This window comes from Tractidigestivibacter sp. (genome assembly GCF_057241865.1).
This window is the reverse complement of record NZ_DBHHPX010000006.1, coordinates 1-16,381: the sequence shown is the minus strand read 5'-3', so window position 1 is coordinate 16,381 and position 16,381 is coordinate 1. Positions and strand designations below refer to the sequence as shown.

The following is a 16,381-nucleotide window of genomic DNA, read 5'->3' as shown; positions in this document are numbered from 1 at the left end:
TTAATTGTGGGAAATCCCGCGTACCCGAGCTACCAGGTGCTTTTGTCGGCCGGCGGTGCCGCCGTCATCACGGCCGCCGTGATGCCCATCTTCATCAGGCTCATGCGCTACGAGGGACTGGGCCAGCAGGTGAGGGCCGACGGCCCCAAGCGCCACCTCGTGAAGCAGGGTACCCCCACCATGGGCGGCATCGTGATGCTTCTCGGCGTGGTGGTGACAACGCTTCTCATGGCGCCCTGGTCACCCATGCTCTTCCTCGCGCTCTTCGCGATGCTCGCCACGGGCGCCTTGGGACTTCTCGACGATATCGAGTCCGTGGCGCACGAGCGCTCGTTGGGCCTTACGCCTTCGCAGAAGATGGTGGGCCTTACCATCGTGTGCGTCATCTTCTGCCTGGTGGCGGTGAACCAGTGCGGCATTGCCCCCACCATCGAGTTCCCTGGCGGCGCCTCCATTGACCTGGGCGCGCTGTCGACCAGCATCAGCGGCGTGCGGGTGCCCTGGCTCTACATGCTCTTTGTCTTCCTGCTGTTGGCCGGCCTCTCGAACGCCGTCAACCTCACTGACGGCCTGGATGGCCTTGCCGGTGGCACGGTGCTTGTGGTCATGGTCGTGATGGCTATGGTCGCCTACAACGAGGACGAACTCGGCCTCTCGGTGCTTGCGGCGACCATCGTGGGTGCCTGCGTGGGCTTTCTCTGGTACAACTGCTATCCCGCCTCGATCTTCATGGGAGACACGGGCTCGCTTGCCTTGGGCGGCGTCTTTGCGGCACTGGCCGTTCTCACCAAGACCGAGATCTGCTCGCTCGTGATGGGAGGCCTCTTCATTGCTGAGGCGCTCTCGGTGATCATCCAGGTCGTGAGCTTCAAGGTTACCGGCAAGCGCGTGTTCCTTATGGCCCCGCTTCACCACCACTTCGAGAGGAAGGGCTGGAGCGAGACAAAGGTCGTCATCCGCTTCTGGATCGTCTCTGCCGCCTTCGCGGTTCTGGGCTTTGCGTTGTACTTCCAGCTTGGCTAGGGGGCATCTCATGCAGGAAAGCAGTTCTGCGGCACGTCTTGGCGACGTCGCCGTACTGGGCATGGGCCACACGGGCGAGGCGGTCTGCCGCTACCTCGTGGGGCTAGGTGAGCAGGTGTCATCGGTCACGCTTTTTGGGGGCGCCTCATCGCATGGGGGAGACCTCACGCGCGAGCTCGAGGGCCTGGGCGTGCATTGCGTCCTTGGCACCGAGAAGGTCGAGGGCGCCTTTGACCTTGCCATTGCCTCGCCCGGCATCCCCATCGGCTCTGCCTTCTTCCAGGCGGCTGCCGCGCACTCCAAAGAGATCGTCGGCGAGCCCGAGTTTGCCTGGCGCGAGAGTCCCCAAGACTGGGTCGGCATCACCGGCACCAACGGCAAGACCACCACGACCGCACTTGCCACGGCGCTCTTGCGTGCGGGCGGCTGCCCTGCCGAGGCTGTGGGAAACATCGGCACCACCATCACGAGCCGCATAGCCAATCGCGAGCGGGGCTCGTGGTTCGTGGCCGAGCTCTCGAGCTTCCAGCTTGCCACCACGCGCCTGCTCCGCCCGCGCGTGGCCTGTCTCATGAACGTGACGCCCGACCACGTGGAGTGGCATGGCAGCATGGAGGCGTACGCCCAGGCAAAGGAGAGGGTCTTCGCCAACCTTGCGGCTGGTGACCTTGCCGTAGTCTCTGATGGTGACGAGTGGTGCCGCGCCATCATCGAGCGCCTCGATGCGCGTGGCCTGCGCGTGTGCCGCGTGGACGTGCGCCGGGACCCCGGCGTGCCGTGCGCTGCCTTCGTGCGCGACGGACGTCTCGTGGTGCGCCTCGATGGCACCGAGCATGTCCTCGTGTCCACGGACGACCTTCCCATCAGGGGCGAGCACAACGAGGAGGACGCCCTTGTCGCCTCGGCCGTGGCGCTTGAGCTGGGCGTGGCCGAAGGGGATGTCTGCCGCGGGCTTCTCGCCTTCTCGCCGCTTGAGCACCGCATCGAGCCCTGTGGGGAGGTTGCGGGCGTGCGCTTTGTGAACGATTCCAAGGCCACGAACACCGACTCTGTCGAGAAGGCCCTTACCGCATTCGAGCCGGGAAGCGTGTGCGTGCTTCTGGGTGGCCACGACAAGGGCACCGATCTCACCTCGCTTGCGCATGCGGTTGCCGCTCGCTGCCGCGTTGCCGTGTGCTACGGCGCTGCTGGCGAGAGGATTGCCCGTGCCCTCAAGGACGCGATTGCGACCTCGGGCTCTGCGCTCGAGGTCGTGCGCGAGCCGCACATGCGCGAGGCCTTCTCGGCCGCCTGCGAGCGTGCCCAGGCCGGTGACGCGGTGCTGCTCTCGCCCGCGTGCTCGTCCTTTGACGAGTTCCACAACATGGAGGAGCGCGGCGAGCTCTTCAAGCGCCTCGCTGCCGAGCGCGTGACCGCAGGGAGGCTGTGCTAGTGGTCCAGGTGGCAACATACGGGAGCTCTGCCACGACGCGGCCCCGCTCCTCTTCCCAGCGCAGCTCGCGGGGGAGGGGCTCTGCCCGTTCGTCTGTCGAGAAGACCATCCTAGGCGTTCCCGAGAGGTTCATGAAGCCAAGGCTTGTGCTCATTGCCGTGGTGGTGATTCTCACCTGCTTTGGGTTTCTCATGGTCTACTCGGCCTCGTCCATCACGTCGCTTACCTCCGAGACACTTGGCAACGACCCGGCCTACTTCCTCAAGCGCCAGCTCATGTTTGCCGCCTTGGGTACTGCCGCTGCCGCGCTCATTGCGAGCAAGGACTACCACCTCTGGAGCAAGAGGCTCGTCCTCGTGATCTGGGGGTTCACGATCCTCTTGCTCCTCTTGATCTTTCTGCCCTTTGCGGGAAGCGACGCCTATGGCGCCACCCGTTGGATTGCCATCGGTCCCTTCTCACTCCAGCCCTCGGAGTTTGCCAAGATCACGATCATCCTCGTGGCGGCAAACCTCGCCGAGCGCTACTACGACGAGCAGACCATGACCTTCCAGGAGTTCGTGAAGCAGCTTGCGGTCTTTGTGGGCGTCCCGCTCGTTCTCATCTTGCTGCAGCCCGACAAGGGGTCGACCCTCATCATTGCGGCAACGCTCATCGTGATGTCCTACCTTGCCGGCATGGATCGCCGCTGGATCCTCCTCGTGCTTGGCGTGGGTGCAGTCGGCGTTCTCGTCCTCTCGCTCAAGGACGATTACTCGCGTGCCCGCATCATCACCATGCTCAACCCGTGGAGTGATCCCACAGGCTCCGGCTACCAGCTCATCCAGGGCTTCTACGCCTTTGGCTCGGGCGGGCTCCTTGGCGTGGGGCTGGGCATGAGCAAGCAGAAGTACTCCTACCTGCCCATGGCATACAACGACTTCATCTTCGCCGTGGTGGGAGAGGAGCTTGGGCTCATGGGCACGCTGGGAGTGCTTGCCGCGTTTGCGGTGCTTGTCTGGGCAGGCTTCCGCATTGCGCGCTATGCCCCCGACATGTGCGGCAGGCTCATCGCTGCGGGCTGCACGTCGCTCATCATCATCCAGCTCCTGGTGAACGTCTGCGGCGTTCTTGGCATCATGCCGCTCTCGGGAAAGCCCGTCCCCTTTATCTCCTATGGCGGCTCCACCATCATGAGCTGCCTCATGCTCGTGGGCATGATCGTGTCGGTCTCCAACCACTCGGCACTGCCCGAGACCGTCCATGATCGCAGTAGGCAGTCCTGGCAGTTCGCCGCTGACGAAAGAGACGACGCGGGTGCGGCTCCCCCTGGCGCATCGGGCTTCTCGCTTGTGGGTACGCCAACGCCCAGGTATTCTCGTCCGCGCGAGGGTACGAGCTCTGGCCTGCGCATGGTTGATGGCGGTGGTGAGGCCAGCAGGCAGGCAAGGCCGTCCAGCAGAGGTAAGAAGGCCAGGTACGAACGGGGAAGGATAGACCTCGGCCCCAACGCCGCGGAAAGGCTCCGCGGTCGCGGGTCCGGAAGAGGGGATGGCGGACGTGGCAGGAACTAGTCTTGAGGTGGCAATCGCCGCGGGCGGCACCGCAGGTCACATCAATCCAGCGCTGGCGCTGGCAGAAGAGCTCTCCTCCCGCGGTCACCACGTGCGCTTCTTTGGGCAGAGCGCCAAGCTTGAGGGGACCCTTGTCCCCCAGGCAGGCTTCGTGCTCGAGCCCATCCACGTGACTGGCTTCGACCGCTCGAGACCATGGACGCTCGTCTCGGCCCTTGTGCGCGAGCGCAAGGCGTCCGCACGCGTGGGGGAGGTCTTTGCCGAGAAGGGCGCCCCAGACGTCGCCGTGGGCTTTGGCGCCTACGTCGAGCTGCCGCTCATGGACCGCTGCCGCAAGCGGCGCATCCCCTATGTGCTGCACGAGCAGAACTCGGTTCCCGGCCTTGCCAACAAGACGCTCGCATCCAACGCGCGCTACGTCTGCGTGTCGCTCCCACAGGCGCGCGCCGCCTTCGAGGGGCGCGTCCAGGGCGAGGATTCCATCGTGCTCACGGGAAACCCCGTGCGCAGGAGCGTGCTTTCCGCCTCGCGCAAGGCGGGCCGCGCGGCCTTCTCCATCCCCGGGGACGCAACGATGCTTCTCGTCTTTGGCGGAAGCCTTGGCGCCCAACACGTGAACGAGGCCATCGCGCGCCTCAAGGCGCGCCTTCTCGCGGACCCCAAGCTCTACGTGGTGCACTCCACCGGCAAGGAGCTCTACGACGGCGTGGTGGCTTCTCTCGCCTTGACCGATGCCGAGCGCGAGCGCTGGCAGGTCGTGCCCTACATCTCCAACATGGGAGAGGCCCTCGCGGCGGCAGACCTCGTGGTCTCGCGGGCCGGTGCCTCCTCCATCGCCGAGATTGCCGCCCTTGCCGTGCCGAGCGTGCTTGTGCCCTATCCGCTTGCCACGGGCGACCACCAGACCACCAATGCCCACTACCTGGCAGATGCCGGTGCCGCCACCCTCTTTGCCGACGGCGCAATTGACGGAGGCGCCTTTGCTGATGACCTTCTCGCCCTGGTGGGCGATGCCGGGCGCCGCGAGCGCATGCGTGCGTGCGCGCGAGGGCTTGGGCAGGACCAAGCTGCCGCGAAGCTGGCAGACGTCGTGGAGCGTGCCGCCGCCCGGTAGCGTGTGGCGGCCTGCATGCCGGCGCTAGTGCGGTCGGCGCCTGCGGAGTCCGTGATGGGTTTGGGCCGTGGGCAACCATGGGCCGTCCGTCGGCTAAAGTGAATGGGTTAGGCGAACCAGTTTCCGTGGCGGGCCCTCTCGCCGCGAACCCTTGGAAGGGGTAGCCATGACAGACATCCAAGAGGCCACCCGCGACGACGCGGCTGAGAAGGGCCACAAAATCGCGAGCGCCCACTTTGTGGGCATTGGTGGGGCAGGCATGAGCGGCATTGCGCTCGTGCTCAACAGGCGCGGCTGCAAGGTCACCGGCTCCGACCTCAAGAGCTCCCACTACGTGCGCGAGCTTGAGGACGCGGGCGTCTACGTGACCATCGGCCACGACGCCGCGACCATCGACCGCGTCTCGCCCGAGGTCGTTGTCACCTCGAGCGCCATCCCAGAGACCAACCCCGAGGTCGTGCGCGCCCGCGAGCTGGGCATTCCCATCTGGCTGCGCGCCAAGATGCTCTCGTACCTCTCGGACAACGCGACCACCGTGGCCGTCGCCGGCACGCATGGCAAGACCACCACATCATCCATGATTGCGACGATGCTCGACCGCATGGGCTGGGACCCGTCCTTCCTCATCGGCGGTGTGGTCGAGGGCTATGACACCAACGGCAGAAACGGCGAGGGCGGCTACTTCGTCTGCGAGGCAGACGAGTCCGACGGCTCCTTCCTCTACCTCAACCCCGACGTGGTGGTGGTCACCAACATCGAGGCCGACCACCTCGACCACTACGGCACCCTCGAGAACATCGAGAAGACCTTCTGCACCTTCATGGGCTTGGTGGGCGAGCGGGGCACGGTCATCGTGAACGGTGACAACCCCCACTACGTGGCGCTTGCCCGCTCGACCGGCCGCCATGTGGTGACCTACGGCTTTGATGCGAGCAACGACTACGTCTGCGTGCCCGAGGAGGGTGCGGTGGCGCACAGGCTTGCCATGCGCTTCTCGGCGAAGACCCCCTCTGGCGCCTCGGTCGAGGTGACCATCAAGTCAAACCCCGGCCGCCACAACATGGCAAACGCGACGGCGGCCATCGCCGTGGCAGACGTTTTGGGCGCAGACCTTGCCCAGGCGGCAGAGAAGCTCTCTGAGTTCAAGGGTGCACGCAGGCGCTTTACCCACGTGGGCGACATCGACGGCATCACCGTGGTCGATGACTACGGACACCATCCCACCGAGATTAAGGCCACGCTCGAGGCGGCCTCGCAGCTTGGCTTCGACCGCATCGTCTGCGTGTTCCAGCCTCACCGCTACAGTCGCACCAAGGCGCTCGAGCCGCTCTTTGCCCACGCCTTCGACCACGTGGGCGTCCTGCGCGTGATGGATGTCTTCTCGGCGGGCGAGATGCCCATACCAGGCATCTCGGGCAAGACCGTCTCGAACCAGGCCGAGGCTGCCGGCGTGGTGCCTGACGTGCGCTACATCCCCAACCGCCACGAGCTCATCCAGAACCTCTGTGACACCTGCCATCCGGGCGACCTGCTCATCACGCAAGGCGCGGGCGACGTCACCCAGATCGGCCCTGCATTCATCGCCGCCATGCGCGAGCGTGACGAGAAGAAAGACGAGTAACGGGCGTGAGCGTCTTCAATGCATACATGAGCCTCTCAGGAGCCGTTGACGCGGACGTGATCCGTGGCGAGCGGCTCTCGCGCCGCACGACGTACCGCATCGGCGGCCCCGCAGCGCTCTTCGTGTGCGCAAACACCTATGAGGCGCTGCTCAAGACAGTCGAGGTCCTGCGCGCCGAGCGCGTGCCCTGGGTGGTCATGGGCAGGGGCTCCAACATCCTTGCGGCAGACGCCGGCTACGACGGTTGCGTCATTACGCTGGGTCGCGAGTTCGCGCGCATGAGCCTTGCGGAGGACGGCCAGGTGACGGCAGGGGCGGCGCTTCCCCTCTCGAAGCTCGTCTCCGAGGCCATGAAGCGCTCGCTTGCGGGCCTTGAGTTTTGCGCGGGCATCCCCGGCAGCGTGGGCGGGGCCGTCTCGATGGACGCAGGCACCCGCCACGAGTGGGTGGGCAGCGTCATCGAGGGCGTGGTGAGCCTTGCCCCAGGCAAGGGCCTCGTGCGCCATGCCGCCTCCGAGGTGGAGTGGGGCTACCGTGTGACCTCGCTTCCCACCACCGAGATCATTCTCGAGGCAACCTTTAGGCTCGAGCCGGGCAACCATGACGCTATCGCGCGCGACGTGGAGGAGAGACTGCGCCGCCGCAGCCAGTCCCAGCCCATGGGCAGGCCCTGCTGCGGCTCGGTCTTCAGGAATCCCGACTCGCGCTCTGCTGCCGTCCTGATTGAGGCGTGCGGCCTTAAGGGCTACCACGTGGGCGGGGCTGCAGTCTCGGACGTCCACGCCAACTTCATCGTGAACGACGGCGGCGCACGTGCCCGCGACGTGGTCGAGGTCATGCGCCACGTCCACGACACCGTGCGCGACAAGTACCAGCTTGACCTCCAGCCCGAGGTCAAGCTGCTTGGGTTTGGGGCATAGGGAGAGCGCGGCATGGCGTCAGACGACAGGAGAAAACCAACGGCGCGCAAGGCGACGAAGAGACCAGCACAGGGGAGCCCCACACGCCCCTCTCGGCCAGCCTCTACGCCGCGCACCCGCATGCCGCAGCCCTCTCAGCAGCCGTCTGCACGGCGCGCGAAGCGCGCGCCCAAACCAAAGCCGGCGGCGGTCAAGCCAACGCCTGCGCCCAGGATCCCCCAGATCAAGCCGCCTGCCCCACGCCCACAACGCTCTCCTCGTCCCCAGAGCGGGAAAGAGGCCCGGGCAGCCCGGGCGCGTCAGGTGCGCACGGCAGACGCCATGGGTATCGCCCTGCGCGTCGCGGTGGTTGCGGCAATCGTCGCAGCCGTCTTCGGCGTGGTGCTTTTCGTCCTGAGCAACAGCTCGGCCTTCGAGATCGCCTCCATCGACGCCGTGGCCAGCGACCATGTGAGCGCCGACGATGTCCAGAAGCTCGCCGACATCGAGGAGGGAACCACCCTTCTCAACGTGGACACCAACGCCATCACACAGAACCTCATGAAGAATCCCTGGGTCGAGTCGGTGAGCGTGGAGCGCGAGTTTCCCGACAGGCTCAAGATCTCTGTGACCGAGCGCACGGTCGAGGCCGTTGTGGTCATGAGTTCGAGAAGCGTTGCCTGGTATTTGGGTGAGGGGGAGGTTTGGCTCGAGCCCGTGAACCTCGACGTGTCGGAGGGACAGTCCGCGGACGATGTGGCGCTTGAGAAGGCCACCTCGGTGGGGGCCATCCTCATCACCGACGTTCCGGCAACTGTCAATCCGGTGGCAGGCTCCTCGGCCACCGACGATGTGATTGTCGCCGTCCGGAGCTACCTGGATGGCTTCTCATCCGACTTTGCCTCGCAGATCGTGAGCTTCACGGCACCGAGCGTGGCGAGCATCTCATGCACGCTTGCGAGTGGCGTTGAGGTATCGCTGGGATCGCCCTCGAGCATCTCCTCGAAGGAGGAGGTCATCAAGAGCCTTCTCTCCGAGTACCCTAACGAGCTTACCTACATCAACGTTCGGGTGCTGTCGAGCCCCTCGTACAGAAAGATCGACTCCACGAATGCGACGGCAGGAACGGGAGCCACGGGCGCTGTCCCGTCGACAGACTCGACGTCCTCCAGTGACACCACCTCGACGACCGGCACGGCAGATTCGACGGCTTCCACAGTGACGAATTCGGATGCCTCCACGACTACCACAGCGGATGCGAACTGACTATAAAAGTCTTACGCTCAAGCTTTGCTTGAGCATTTTCATCGCTTTTGATGGCCTCGTTTACCTGCGCTTTTCACCATTTGTACAAAGTGTTTGACGAGGGCATGCCCGATGTGCAAATATACGTCGCTTCATGGATGGCATCTGGCTTAACCTGAGGTTTAGGGTTTCTACCAGCGCTTTTCAGGGGGTCGAACGGGAAAACGCCACACGAGTGAAGCACGAACGCACCAGCAATGGCGCTGGCACAGGGCCGCCGCCAACAAGGAGGAAACGATGAAGGACACCGAGGTCCCCAGCAACTATCTCGCCGTGATCAAGGTGGTTGGCGTGGGTGGCGGCGGTACCAACGCCGTGAATCGCATGATCGAAGAGGGCATCCGCGGCGTCGAGTTTGTCGCCATCAACACCGATGCGCAGGCGCTCGCCATCTCAGATGCCGACATCAAGGTCCACATTGGCACCGATATCACCAAGGGCCTGGGCGCTGGCGCCAACCCCGAGGTTGGCCAGGAGGCCGCCGAGGAGAGCCGCGATGAGATCAAGCAGGCCCTTGCCGGCTCTGACATGGTCTTCATCACCGCAGGCGAGGGTGGCGGCACGGGCACCGGTGCGGCGCCCATCGTTGCCGACATCGCCAAGAACGACGTGGGTGCCCTTACCGTGGGCGTTGTCACGAAGCCCTTCTCCTTCGAGGGCCGCAAGCGCTACAACTCCGCGGCCGAGGGCATCAAGACCCTCTCCGACAACGTCGACACGCTCATCGTGATCCCCAACGATCGCCTGCTCGACCTCTCTGAGAAGAAGACCACCATGCTCGAGGCCTTCCGCATGGCCGATGACGTGCTGTGCCAGGGCACCCAAGGCATCACGGACCTCATCACTGTGCCCGGCCTCATCAACCTCGACTTCGCCGACGTCTGCACCATCATGAAGGGCGCGGGCACGGCCATGATGGGCATTGGCACCGCATCCGGCGACTCCCGGGCTACCGACGCTGCCGCCGAGGCCATCTCCAGCCCGCTGCTCGAGACCTCTACCGATGGTGCCACGCGCGTGCTGCTCTCCATCGCCGGCAACAAGGACCTCGGCATCCAGGAGATTAACGATGCCGCCGACCTCGTCGCCAAGAACGTCGACCCCGAAGCAAACATCATCTTTGGTACCGTCGTCGATGAGTCCCTGGGCGATCAGGTGCGCGTCACCGTTATCGCCACCGGCTTCAATGATGCCAACATCCAGCAGACGCTACCCGCCATGCCCGTGGCTCGTCCGCAGGCTCCGGCGCCTAAGCAGCGCCCCTACAACGCCCCAGCCCCCGCGAACCGTCCCGCGGCGCCCGCTGCCGGCGGCGACAACAAGGAGTTCGACATCCCCGACTTCCTGAAGCGCAGCCGCATCTAGCGCCATGTCCGAGCCTACGCTCACAAGGTATCAGTCGCATGGCGTGGCCCTTCTGGGGGACGTCTCTGTCCCCCAGGGGGTCGCGTTCGCATTCACGGAGCGCACGGGTGGCGTATCAAGCGGGTGCTATTCCTCTCTCAACCTGGGGTGTGCCTGCGGAGACGATCCCTCGTGCGTGGCCGAGAACCGCCGTCGCGCGCTTGTCGCCTTGGGGGCCGAGGCATACGGCGACGCGCTGGTGAACCCGCGCCAGGTGCACGGGGACAGAGTCGTGTGCGTGCGCTCCTCGGATGCGGATGCCGTCCGCGCTGCACAGAGGAATGCCGCAGGCGGTGCCGACTCGATTGTCTGTACGGTGCCCAGGGTGCCCGTCCTTCTCTGCTTTGCCGACTGCGTTCCCGTGGTTCTCGTCTCGCCGGGCGGCTTTGCCGTGGTGCACTCTGGCTGGCGGGGGACCATCGCTCGCATCAGCGCGAAGGCCGCGCGCGTCCTCTCCGAGGAGACAGGGGTCGCTGTCTCCGAGGTCCTTGCCTACGTGGGTCCGCATATCGGTTGCGGGGACTACGAGGTTTCCCCCGAGCTTGGAGCGCGCTTCTCGGCAGAGTTTGGCCCTGGGGTCATCGCAGGGGGGCGAAACCTTGACCTTGGTTGCGCCGTGACGGCTGCGCTCGTCGATGCCGGGGTTCCTTCGTCATCCGTTGTCGTCTGCGACGTCTCTACCGCCTCGGCAACCGAGAGGTTCTTCTCGTACCGGGCCGAGCACGGCTCGTGCGGGCGGCATGGTGCCTTGGCCGTGATGGTGGGGGAGTAGCGTGTGAGCCCCTGGCGGGGTATTGAGTCTCGAACTTTCATGGGAGTTGGTCGCGTTGATGGACGGTACAGAGGAAGAGGGCTACGCGGCGTTTCTCGCGGAGCGCAGGGAGGAGATCCTCCAGCGCATTGCCGAGGCTGCCGCTCGTGCCGGGCGCGATCCGGCCGAGGTGTCGCTTCTCGCCGTCTCTAAGACCGTAGGCGTGCCACAGGTCGACCTCGCCTGGAGGGCGGGGTATAGGGCCTTTGGCGAGAACCGCCCCCAGGAGCTGGTGCGCAAGCTCAAAGGCATCGCGGCGTATCCCGAGATGGCAGGCGCGCGCTTTGACATGATCGGCCACCTGCAGACAAACAAGGTGCGCGAAGTCGTGGGCAACGTAGCGCTTGTCCACTCGGTGTCGTCGACCCACCTTGCCGAGGCCATCTCCAAGCGTGGCGTCTCGCATGGCGTGACCAGCGACGTGCTTCTCGAGGTGAACGTCTCGGGGGAGGAGTCCAAGTCTGGCTTCTCGTCCGACGAGGCTCGCACGGCGCTCGAAGGCATCCTCGCGCTGCCCGCCATGTGCGTGCGCGGCCTCATGACCATGGCGCCGGCACATGACACGGATGCGGCGAGAAGGGCCTTCTCGGGCCTGAGAGACCTGCGCGACGAGCTTGCCGAGCGCGGCGGGCTGGAGCTCCCAATCCTTTCGTGCGGGATGAGCGACGACTTCCCGATTGCGGTCGAGGAGGGCTCGACAATCGTGCGACTTGGTAGAACGGTGTTCGACCCCAGCTACGTCCTGGGTTAATCTGGAAAAGGCATGGGACGTTGGGTCCCGCAAAACGGATGGGGGAATCATGGGCTTCCTCGACAACATCAGAGATCGCTTCCGTAGGGACGACGACTACGACGACTACGAGGACGACTACTACGAGAGTGACGATGACCAGCGCGAGCGTGACCGTGAGCGCGGATATGGCGAGCGCCGCCCCACGGGTTCTGCGACCAAGCTTCTGGGCAACACCTCGCGCCCCGAGGCGGAGAGCGTCTCGGTCTACACGCGCTCGGGCCGTCCCGTGACGCAGAACCCCGCCGCCGGCTATGGCGAGCAGCGCGAGACGCGTCCGCGCCCATCGTACGCAGAGCCACCCGAGCCTACCTACCGGCCCACCTATGAGCCTTCGGCGCCGAGCGGCCCCTCCGCAACCGCGGAGCTTGGCCGTGGTAGCTCTTCTGCACGCGTGACCTCGGGCCAGCTGCCGCCCTACGTGCTGCGTCCCGTCTCCTACGACGACGTGCAGTCCGTGGTGAGGCGCGTCCGCACCAACCAGCCCGTCATCCTCGTCTTTAAGGGCACCAACATCGAGACTGCCAAGCGCATCCTCGACTTCTGCTATGGTCTGAGCTACGGCGTGGCCGGCTCCGTGGAGGCGCTCGGCGACCGCGTCTTCGCGGTACTGCCTGCCGGCATCGAGCTCGCTCAGGGCGACATCGACAAGCTTGTCGCCGATGGTGACCTTGAGGCCTAGGCGTCTCATGGCCGAGAAGATCGAACAGACCATAGGCATCATCGGCGCAGGCTCCATGGGCGCTGCCATCGCGCGTGGGCTTGTGGTCTCGGGCACTGCGGCGCCGGAGCGCGTCCTTGTCGCCAATCCCTCAAAGGGCAAGCTTGAGCCTCTGGCAGAGCTTGGTATCAAGACCTTCACCAAGAACGACAAGCTTCTCGCCCAAGACCCCGATGTCGTGGTCTTGGCCGTGAAGCCCCAGATTCTCCCCGGCGTTCTTGCCGAGCACACCGAGGGGATGTCTGATCGCCTTGTGATCTCGATTGCGGCGGGCGTCTCGATGGTCTCGCTTGAGGCTGCGCTTAGGGGCTCTCGCGTGGTGCGCGCCATGCCCAACCTGCCCGTACAGGTGCTTTCGGGCGCGACGGCCGTCTGCCCGGGCTCTCGTGCAACCGAGAAGGACCTGGCGCTTGCACTGGCAGTCTTCTCGGCCTTGGGAAGCGCTGTGGTGCTGCGCGAAGACCAGCTTGACGCCGAGGGTGCCGTGGTGGGTTGCGGCCCTGCGTACGTGGCCCTGCTCGTCGACGACCTCACACGTGTTGGCGTGGAGCGCGGCCTTCCTGCGGCGGCTTGCCGAGAGCTTGTGCTGTCGACGATGCGTGGCGCGGCCGAGCAGCTCCTGGCCTCGGGCGAGCACCCGCGTGCATATATGGAGAAAGTGACATCTCCTGGCGGCACGACGGCTGCGGGTTTGCGCGCGATGGAGTCGGGTATGTTTGAGGTCGCCTGTGCGGGCGTCGATGCGGCATTGCGACGTACCCGTGAGCTCTCAGAGGCGGCAGGCACCACGGACACCACCGACAACTGACAGCGAGGACCACGTGAACTACACGATAGCCAACGTAATTGCCCAGCTCTTCCGCGTCTATAACATCCTGATCATAATCTGGTGCGTCCTGTCGTGGATTCCCCGTGGCTCCGGTGTGATCAACGACTTTCGCGCCGCGATTGGCGCGCTTGTGGCACCGTGGCTGGGCATCTTTCGTCGTCTCATTCCGCCACTCGGCGGTATAGACTTTTCGCCCATTGTGGCAATATTCGCTCTTGAGGCCATAGAGCGACTGCTTCTGGCTATACTTTTGTAGCGTCATTGCCGCTTGTCGGGCATGGGCCTCAGGCGACGAGTCGAAGTGAAAGGGACAAAGATGGCAATCACACCAGCAGATATCGAGCAGCAGACCTTCTCTCCCTCAAAGCACGGCTATGACCCCGAGGAGGTTGATGCCTTCCTCGAGCAAATCTCCGGCGAGGTCGATGCGATGCTGCAGAAGATCGCAGACCTCAAGGGTCGCCTGAACACCGCCGAGCAGCAGCTCTCCGCCTCCCAGGCGCAGGTTGCCAGCCTCGAGGACCAGCTCAACGCCGTTCCCGAGCGCATGGAGGTTACGCCCGCCGCACCCATTCCCGCGGCGCAGAACGACTTGGCTGCCTCCGAGAGCCAGATCTCTCGTGTGCTCATCATTGCTCAGCAGAGCGCTGACAAGCTCGTTGCCGATGCGCGCGATAACGCCGAGCGCATCCGCAACGAGGCCGACCAGAAGGCCCGTGAGGTCATTCGCCAGGCCCTTGCCGAGAAGCAGAACGAGTTGGACGAGATTGACCGCCTCAAGCAGTCCCGTGAGGACTTCCGCGGCGAGTACAAGAAGCTCCTGCAGCACTTCATGGACGATGCGGACTCCGTCTTCCCGCAGCAGACGCTCTCTACGACGCCCAACGGCTCTGGTGCAGTCTCTGCCGCGCCGCGTTCGGCGGTGAACGCCCCTGCGGTGCCGGCACCGTCTGCCGGTTCCACGGTTTCGTCGAATGCGTCGTTCCAGGCCGACTTCGGAGATCTGGACTAGCGCATAGCCAGCGTAACCTGTAGGAGGCAAGGGGGAGTTTTCCCTTGCCTCCTTTTTGGTGGGTCGGAGTAGTCCTGCTGGTGCTGCAATAGATGGCTCGGCGTTAACGATGGGCCACCGGGACATCGATCTCGGTGGGCCTTGGTGGTCATTATGCGTATATAGAATCTGCATGCACTCTATGGAAGTGTGCTCTTGAGCATACGAGCGCAACATCCGAGACCGTGCGCTCGCGCCACGAGCGGTGAGAAGGGGCATGCGAGACGCGATGGCGGGGCCTCCCGCGCGCCTCATCATCCCTCACGGCGGATATCGATCCGTCCGCCGAGCGAAGCCGGCGGGGGAGTCCCAAGAAGGAGTAGGGCTTGCCCTGAAAGTAAGTTAGAGATTACTTTCAGGGCAAGCCCTCGAAAGGGGACAGCCATGCAGAGGGGATCCTAGGCATGTGAATTCGAGTGCTGGCGCAGCGTGCGCCAGCACCCAGAATGGCGGGGGGACATGAAGACGAAGTTGTCGTCCTTGTTGTGCGACGCGCTGTGGCTGGCCTTCATAGCGTCAGCGTTCTTGCGGCAAAGCGTGCTGTCCTACGTCCTGATGTCGGCCTTGGGCGTCGTCTACCTCCTTCGGGCCACCGCACAGTCCGACGGCAAGCCCGCAGAAGACTCCAGTGCAGCCAGGAGAAACCGGGCCCTTGGGGTACTGCTCATTGTCTGCTCGGTCATTCCCTTGGCCGTGATGGCCTGGAGGCAAGGGGCATGAGGAGGTGGGGGCTCATCGACGCCGGTCATCGCCCGCAGCAGGGACACCACGACGAATCGATTCGAGTCGACAGGGAGAGAGGGCAACCCAAGGTCGCGCAACCCCTCTCATCGCACGTACGCTGTACCACTAGGGTAACATCGGGGCCTATGGCATGGGCCTGCAGCGCATCAAGCACGTCCGCGGCGAGCAGGACGTTCCGTGGACATATTCAAGCGGAGTGGCAGTGCGCACGTGCTCTCGTCCGTCAGGGGGGCATCGTCGCCGCGTACGGGCGGGACGAGACGGGCAGTGAGACGGCGCGGGGTCGCACGTCCGCGGGCACGGGTAGATTACGCCCGTCGAGGCCTCTGCACTCCTGGGCGAGAAGGACTACGCCGCGTGTAGGCTTCCCCAATTCCATGGCTGGTTCGGGGCTTCTCGTGAAGGAGACTGAAGGCAGGCCGCGCGTCTTCCGTGTGGCGAGATAGGTTACCGAGTGAGGCGTTGACAGCCTGCTGTCAATGCCTGGACCTCATGGTCCAGATGCCAGGGCAATCCCCCCTCTCGAAGCATCGCCAGGCAGGCAGCCGGTTCCCCTTTATCCCCTCCCTTGAGCTACGGGAAATGCGGCAAACGGCCCATCTGGGATGCCACAGACCGGTACAGATTAGTGAACGATAGGTCGTCTACCCCGGAAGCTTTCCATGGTGGACTCCCAATCCTGTCGCATGGTCATGACGGATGAGGCCTCACCATCTCGAAATAGCCTCACCACCTCGCGATATCGTGAGGCCCTATCGGCCGGCATGCCCGTGCCCGTGGGTCGACCGGCTCCCTGATGAGGGGCCGAATCGCCACGGCGGCTGTTCCAGTGGCACCCGCCTGATGATGTGGCTGGCCAAATCTAGACACGCTTGAGCATGAGCTACCGAAAGCCCTAGGATGTGCCAGGAGGCACGGAAGGGGGCTTTCGGGACATGGGCAGGACGACCAGGAGGAGGTACGACCCGCAGTTCAAGATGCGGGTCGCCCTCGACGTGATCAGAGGCGACAAGACGCTCTCGGAGGTGGCGAGCGAGAGCGGCGTGGTGCCGTCGCTGGCGGCCGAGTGGCGCGACCAGCTCCT

At 64.7% G+C, this 16,381-nt stretch carries 16 protein-coding genes; all 16 read left to right on the top strand.

What is annotated here, in order from left to right; genetic code table 11:
- Window positions 1–3 precede the first annotated feature (3 nt).
- A complete protein-coding gene (gene mraY, locus ACO59D_RS03100; RefSeq protein WP_485125788.1) occupies window positions 4–1,023 on the top strand; it encodes a phospho-N-acetylmuramoyl-pentapeptide-transferase in 1,020 nt (339 codons plus the stop codon).
- 10 nt (window positions 1,024–1,033) lie between these two features.
- On the top strand, window positions 1,034–2,455 hold the full coding sequence (gene murD, locus ACO59D_RS03095) for a UDP-N-acetylmuramoyl-L-alanine--D-glutamate ligase (protein ID WP_485125719.1): 1,422 nt from the start codon (window positions 1,034–1,036) through the stop codon (window positions 2,453–2,455).
- Window positions 2,455–4,008: a putative lipid II flippase FtsW gene (gene ftsW / locus ACO59D_RS03090; protein WP_485125718.1), complete on the top strand. Its 1,554-nt coding sequence runs from the start codon at window positions 2,455–2,457 to the stop codon at window positions 4,006–4,008. The genes murD and ftsW overlap by 1 nt, the downstream gene beginning before the upstream one ends.
- Window positions 3,995–5,122 (top strand): UDP-N-acetylglucosamine--N-acetylmuramyl-(pentapeptide) pyrophosphoryl-undecaprenol N-acetylglucosamine transferase, encoded by a 1,128-nt coding sequence (locus tag ACO59D_RS03085; RefSeq protein ID WP_485125717.1) that lies wholly within the window; start codon window positions 3,995–3,997, stop codon window positions 5,120–5,122. Before ftsW ends, ACO59D_RS03085 begins: the two co-directional genes overlap by 14 nt.
- Window positions 5,123–5,288: 166 nt before the next feature.
- The gene (murC, locus tag ACO59D_RS03080) at window positions 5,289–6,743 is read left to right on the top strand and encodes a UDP-N-acetylmuramate--L-alanine ligase (protein ID WP_485125716.1); all 1,455 of its coding nucleotides are present in this window, start codon (window positions 5,289–5,291) and stop codon (window positions 6,741–6,743) included.
- A gap of 26 nt (window positions 6,744–6,769) precedes the next feature.
- Window positions 6,770–7,663: a UDP-N-acetylmuramate dehydrogenase gene (gene murB, locus ACO59D_RS03075; RefSeq protein WP_485125715.1), complete on the top strand. Its 894-nt coding sequence runs from the start codon at window positions 6,770–6,772 to the stop codon at window positions 7,661–7,663.
- A 303-nt stretch (window positions 7,664–7,966) separates the two neighbouring features.
- Window positions 7,967–8,908 (top strand): cell division protein FtsQ/DivIB, encoded by a 942-nt coding sequence (locus ACO59D_RS03070; RefSeq protein WP_485125714.1) that lies wholly within the window; start codon window positions 7,967–7,969, stop codon window positions 8,906–8,908.
- Between the two features lie 276 nt (window positions 8,909–9,184).
- Complete coding sequence (gene ftsZ / locus ACO59D_RS03065) at window positions 9,185–10,312, top strand: cell division protein FtsZ (RefSeq protein ID WP_130811831.1); 1,128 nt, start codon at window positions 9,185–9,187, stop codon at window positions 10,310–10,312.
- A 4-nt stretch (window positions 10,313–10,316) separates the two neighbouring features.
- Window positions 10,317–11,123: a purine nucleoside phosphorylase YfiH/LACC1 family protein gene (locus ACO59D_RS03060; protein WP_485125713.1), complete on the top strand. Its 807-nt coding sequence runs from the start codon at window positions 10,317–10,319 to the stop codon at window positions 11,121–11,123.
- Window positions 11,124–11,181: 58 nt separating this feature from the next.
- On the top strand, window positions 11,182–11,913 hold the full coding sequence (locus ACO59D_RS03055; RefSeq protein WP_485125712.1) for a YggS family pyridoxal phosphate-dependent enzyme: 732 nt from the start codon (window positions 11,182–11,184) through the stop codon (window positions 11,911–11,913).
- Between the two features lie 49 nt (window positions 11,914–11,962).
- On the top strand, window positions 11,963–12,634 hold the full coding sequence (locus ACO59D_RS03050) for a cell division protein SepF (protein WP_130811834.1): 672 nt from the start codon (window positions 11,963–11,965) through the stop codon (window positions 12,632–12,634).
- Window positions 12,624–13,481 (top strand): pyrroline-5-carboxylate reductase, encoded by an 858-nt coding sequence (proC, locus tag ACO59D_RS03045; RefSeq protein ID WP_485125711.1) that lies wholly within the window; start codon window positions 12,624–12,626, stop codon window positions 13,479–13,481. The genes ACO59D_RS03050 and proC overlap by 11 nt, the downstream gene beginning before the upstream one ends.
- A gap of 13 nt (window positions 13,482–13,494) precedes the next feature.
- Window positions 13,495–13,758, top strand: a complete 264-nt coding sequence (locus ACO59D_RS03040; protein ID WP_242622180.1) for a YggT family protein — start codon at window positions 13,495–13,497, stop codon at window positions 13,756–13,758.
- Window positions 13,759–13,818: 60 nt separating this feature from the next.
- Window positions 13,819–14,514, top strand: coding sequence for a DivIVA domain-containing protein (locus tag ACO59D_RS03035; RefSeq protein WP_485125710.1), 696 nt, complete (start codon window positions 13,819–13,821; stop codon window positions 14,512–14,514).
- 498 nt (window positions 14,515–15,012) lie between these two features.
- Window positions 15,013–15,273 carry a hypothetical protein gene (locus tag ACO59D_RS03030; RefSeq protein ID WP_485121142.1) on the top strand — a complete coding sequence of 87 codons (261 nt, stop codon included), beginning with the start codon at window positions 15,013–15,015 and terminating at the stop codon, window positions 15,271–15,273.
- A gap of 959 nt (window positions 15,274–16,232) precedes the next feature.
- Window positions 16,233–16,381 (top strand): transposase (locus tag ACO59D_RS03025; protein WP_485125787.1); only part of this gene is annotated, 149 nt, incomplete at its 3' end.